The sequence below is a fragment of the Chloroflexus sp. genome (assembly GCF_034435895.1).
GTDB lineage: Bacteria > Chloroflexota > Chloroflexia > Chloroflexales > Chloroflexaceae > Chloroflexus.
Genome location: NZ_DAOTWH010000180.1, coordinates 1 through 4,172, shown reverse-complemented (window position 1 = coordinate 4,172; position 4,172 = coordinate 1). Strand labels below are relative to the sequence as shown.

Annotated in this window: 4 protein-coding genes and 1 pseudogene; all 5 read left to right on the top strand. The window is 59.1% G+C overall.

The features are described 5' to 3' along the window. A pseudogene (locus U9R81_RS10715) lies at window positions 1-821 on the top strand (hypothetical protein); the annotation flags it as partial. A 63-nt stretch (window positions 822-884) separates the two neighbouring features. Continuing rightward, window positions 885-1,232: a roadblock/LC7 domain-containing protein gene (locus U9R81_RS10710; protein ID WP_298406187.1), complete on the top strand. Its 348-nt coding sequence runs from the start codon at window positions 885-887 to the stop codon at window positions 1,230-1,232. Between the two features lie 171 nt (window positions 1,233-1,403). Beyond that, on the top strand, window positions 1,404-1,859 hold the full coding sequence (gene ndk, locus U9R81_RS10705) for a nucleoside-diphosphate kinase (RefSeq protein ID WP_066782574.1): 456 nt from the start codon (window positions 1,404-1,406) through the stop codon (window positions 1,857-1,859). 85 nt (window positions 1,860-1,944) lie between these two features. Further along, window positions 1,945-2,979: a 3-deoxy-7-phosphoheptulonate synthase gene (gene aroF, locus U9R81_RS10700; protein WP_322495446.1), complete on the top strand. Its 1,035-nt coding sequence runs from the start codon at window positions 1,945-1,947 to the stop codon at window positions 2,977-2,979. A gap of 16 nt (window positions 2,980-2,995) precedes the next feature. Beyond that, window positions 2,996-4,123 carry an FtsW/RodA/SpoVE family cell cycle protein gene (locus tag U9R81_RS10695; protein ID WP_322495445.1) on the top strand — a complete coding sequence of 376 codons (1,128 nt, stop codon included), beginning with the start codon at window positions 2,996-2,998 and terminating at the stop codon, window positions 4,121-4,123. Window positions 4,124-4,172: the final 49 nt, after the last annotated feature.

Sequence of the window (4,172 nt, the reverse complement as noted above, 5' to 3'; positions counted from 1 at the left end):
CGGCGGCTGCGGCGGCAGAGCCGGAACTGACGCCATTCTCGCTGGAAGAGCTAGGGCTGTCAGCCGAGGAGATTGCGCAGCTTAAGGCGATGCAACAGCCAGAGCCGCCGGCGGCGCAGGCGGCAGAAGAAGATCTGTTTGATTTCAGCGTTGCCGAAGCAGTTCCGGTGGCAAAGGCGGTGCGCACCACCCTGCGCGTAGAAGAGCCACTGCCACCCCCCAAAGCAGAAGACGTAAGCTTTGAGCCTGAGCCGCTCGATGCGCTGGATGATATTTGGCAAGCTCCTCCAGAGCCGGTTGCGCCAGAGCCGGCCCGGGTCGTGTTGCCGCCGCTCTCTGAACGGGCCAAGCCGCAACCGGCCTCCCGCGCTGCAATGGCGGAAGAACGGCGGAGTTCAGCGCCGACACGCGATGACTTGCGCTTTGCCCGTCGCGAGGCGGTGACCGCCGGACGGGGTCGATCGGCACGCGCGCCGTTGCGGCCACGCGCGCCGGAAGATTTCATTCCTACCGGCAATGCTAAACTTGATGACTACCTGCGCCAGTTGAGCGCCAATCCAGCCAATCATACGCTGGCCTTCACGATTGCTCGCCTCTGCGCGCAGACTGGGCAGGCGGAATTGATGGGAGTGGTTTATCGCCGTCTGCTCAAACAAAGCGCGTTGCTTGATCGAATCGCTGAGGAGCTAGAAGACCTGATTAATACCGTTGATGACGTTCCGGTGTTGCGCCAATTGCACCGGTTATTGGGTGATGTCTATTCGCGGCAGGGCCGGCTGGATGAAGCCATTGCCGCCTACAGCGTCACATTTGCTGAGTAAGCAGTATCCGTCTTACTTTAGACGAAAGCAGTCGCAGAGATGGCACCACAAGAAAGGTTTAGCATGCGCCGCATTGTAGAGGATCTCATCCGGGTCGATGGCGTCATCGGCAGCTTGCTCGTAGGCAAGGATGGTCTGGTTGTCGCTAGCACCTTACTCGATGAAGAAGACGCTGAAATATTGGGCGCAATGTCGGCGGCTGTCTTTGGTGAGATCGACAAAGCGACCCGGCGGCTCGGCGTGGGTAATCTCGTAGACTCGATTATCGATGCTAAAGACGGTTCGATCTTGTTGTTGGAAGCAAAAGAGCTAATCCTCGTCGTCATTACCCAGCGCACGGTGAATCTAGGGTTGGTGAAGATGGAAATGCGCCGCGCCGCCAAGCGGATCAGTGAGGCGGTGCCGATCTGATGGCACGGCGGGTGGCGAGGGGTGATACCCTGTGTTACCCGCCCAATCAGAGTGTTTAGCGATAAAGGGGCGACGCACGCTGCGTCGCCCTTATGCTTGCGTGGTTGTTGACCAGTATATGGTATACTGACCGCGGACAACCAATCTATTTCTTGACGTAATGAGGTATGCATGGAACGCGCACTTCTTATTTTAAAGCCCGATGCGGTGCAACGAGGTCTGATTGGGGCGATTATCAGCCGGTTTGAGCAACGTGGCCTCAAGTTTCAGGGGCTCAAGCTGATGCAGGTTGATGAGGCGCTAGCGCGTCGCCATTATGCTGAACACGAAGGCAAGAGCTTCTTCAACGGGCTCGTGAGCTACATCACGTCAGCGCCGGTTGTCGTAGCCGTTGTGGCTGGCAAGCCGGGCACAGTGGAACTGGTGCGTGCGATGGTCGGCGCAACGAACCCGGCCAAAGCGGCGCCCGGCACGATTCGCGGTGATTTTGGCGTCGATATCGGCCGCAACCTGATCCATGCCTCTGACTCGCCGGAGAGCGGTGAGCGCGAAACGGCGATCTTCTTCCAGCCTCATGAACTGATTGGCGAGTGGAATCGCTCGCTTGACGGGTGGATCTACGAGTAACGATGGTCGTGCAGCTCGCGGGGGCTTAGCTCCCGGCAATGCGGTTGGCGCGGTCGGATGATCGCCGCCAACCGCCACCTTGTCTATGCTAGTCGTGATGGAAGCGCATGCCACAGCGGAGCAGATCGAAGCAGTCTGCGCCGAAATCCGGGCAATGGGATTCACGCCTCACCCAATGCCCGGCCCGACCCGCACTGCGATTGGGATTACCGGTAATCAAGGGCCGATTGAACAGGCTGGCCGGTTGCAACGTCTTCCCGGCGTGAGCCAGTTGATCCGGGTCACTGCGCCGTACAAGCGGGTGAGCCGCGAATTCAAAGAGCTGGATACAATCGTTGAGGTTGGCGGCGTCCCGATTGGTGGGCAAGGAATTGCCATTATCGCCGGCCCATGCACAGTCGAAAGCCGTGAACAGACCTTCAATGTGGCGCAGGCCGTTCGGGCCGCCGGAGCGGTGATCTTGCGCGGCGGCGCGTACAAGCCGCGCACATCGCCGTATTCGTTTCACGGCTTGGGTGAAGCCGGTTTGCAGATATTGGCTGAGGCGCGCGCCTTGACCGGCCTGCCGGTCGTGACCGAAGTCATGGACACCGAGACGTTGCCGCTCGTGCTTGAATACGCCGATATGTTGCAAATCGGCGCGCGCAATATGCAGAACTACTCGCTGTTGCGGGCCGTGGGGCGCACGCAACGACCGGTGCTGCTCAAGCGCGGTTTTGCCGCTACGGTGAAAGATCTGCTGCTGGCGGCAGAGTACATTCTGGCCGAAGGCAATCCTCATGTCGTCTTGTGTGAGCGTGGGATTCGCACGTTTGATGATAGCCTGCGCTTCACGCTTGATCTGGGTGCAGTGCCGCTGATCAAACAGCTCTCGCACTTGCCGGTGATTGTCGATCCGTCGCATGCCAGTGGCCGGGCCGAATTGGTCATTCCAATGGCACGGGCCGCGTTGGCTGCCGGCGCCGACGGCTTGATCGTCGAAGTGCATGACAATCCAGCCTATGCAGTGTGCGATGGCACGCAATCATTGATGCCGGACAGCTTTGCCGGCATGATGCGCCAACTGGCGCGCATTGCTGCGGCGATCGAACGCCCGCTGGTCAGCAGCGTGTACCGCTGACGTTGCGTGGAGGTAAATGGTGGAGACACGGCGCTGGTGTGATCTCGATTGGGCTATCGTCGGCAGTGTGGCGGTCTTGCTCGTCATCGGCGGGATGGCCTTGCACAGCGCTACGCTCAATGCGGTCGCAGGCAATGGCTTGCCGCTGCGCCCGGTCTTTGATCGCCAACTCGTTTACATCGCTGTCGGGCTGGTAGTGATGGTCATGATGATGTTATTCGACTATCGCCTGCTCTCCAGTCTGGTGCGTCCCCTTTATGTTGGTACGGTGCTCTTGCTCGCCGCAGTATTGGTGATTGGCCGGGTGAGCGAAGGGGCGCGCAGTTGGATTGCGATCGGCGAGCGCACCTTCCAGCCCTCTGAATTGAGCAAGTTGGTGTTGATATTGGCGCTGGCCGCGTATTGGCAACGCTACGCCGATCGCGGCGGGAGTTGGCTGGCGCAATTGGGCAGTTTGTTGATTGCCGCAGTACCAATGGCGTTGGTTTTTGTCCAACCTGACCTCGGCACGGCGCTGGTCATGGCCAGCATCTGGCTGGTGATGGCGTGGGGCGCCGGGATGCGGCCCACCCAACTTATGCTCTTATTCATTATGGCGGCGCCGCTCGGCTGGGTGGCATGGCACTATGTGCTCGACACCTACCAGCAAGTGCGTCTCAGTACCTTTTATTACCTGTTGACCAACCCGGCAGCAGTTGATTTCAACGCGGCATATAACGTGATCCAATCGCTCAATGCGATTAGCTCTGGTGGTCTGACCGGCGCTGGTTTGACCCGCGGCCTGTTCAGTCAGGGCAATTATGTGCCGGTGCAGCATACCGACTTCATCTTTGCGGTGGTGGGTGAAGAATTAGGCTTCATTGGCGGGCTCGTTTTGATCATCTTCTTAGCCATCTTGCTCTGGCAGACGTTAACAGTTGCCGGCAAGGCGCGCGATCAGTTTGGCCGGATGATTGCGCTCGGCATTTTTGGCATGCTCTTCAGCCATACCGTGATCAATCTTGGTATGAACATGAGTTTGTTGCCGGTCACTGGTTTGCCGCTGCCGTTCGTGTCGGCTGGCGGCAGCTTTATGGTCATGACCCTCGCCGGGATTGGGTTGCTGCAAAGCGTGCAGTTGCGCCACCGGCACATCGCCTTCTAAGACGCTAATAACGCCTCGATGTCGGCCAACGTTGGCAAGGCGCTCCGCC

Excerpts from the sequence above, each read along its gene's own strand:
- U9R81_RS10695 (WP_322495445.1), top strand. The coding sequence starts at position 2,996 with ATGGTGGAGACACGGCGCTGGTGTGATCTCGATTGGGCTATCGTCGGC.
- aroF (WP_322495446.1), top strand. The coding sequence starts at position 1,945 with ATGCTAGTCGTGATGGAAGCGCATGCCACAGCGGAGCAGATCGAAGCA.
- U9R81_RS10710 (WP_298406187.1), top strand. The coding sequence starts at position 885 with ATGCGCCGCATTGTAGAGGATCTCATCCGGGTCGATGGCGTCATCGGC.
- ndk (WP_066782574.1), top strand. The coding sequence starts at position 1,404 with ATGGAACGCGCACTTCTTATTTTAAAGCCCGATGCGGTGCAACGAGGT.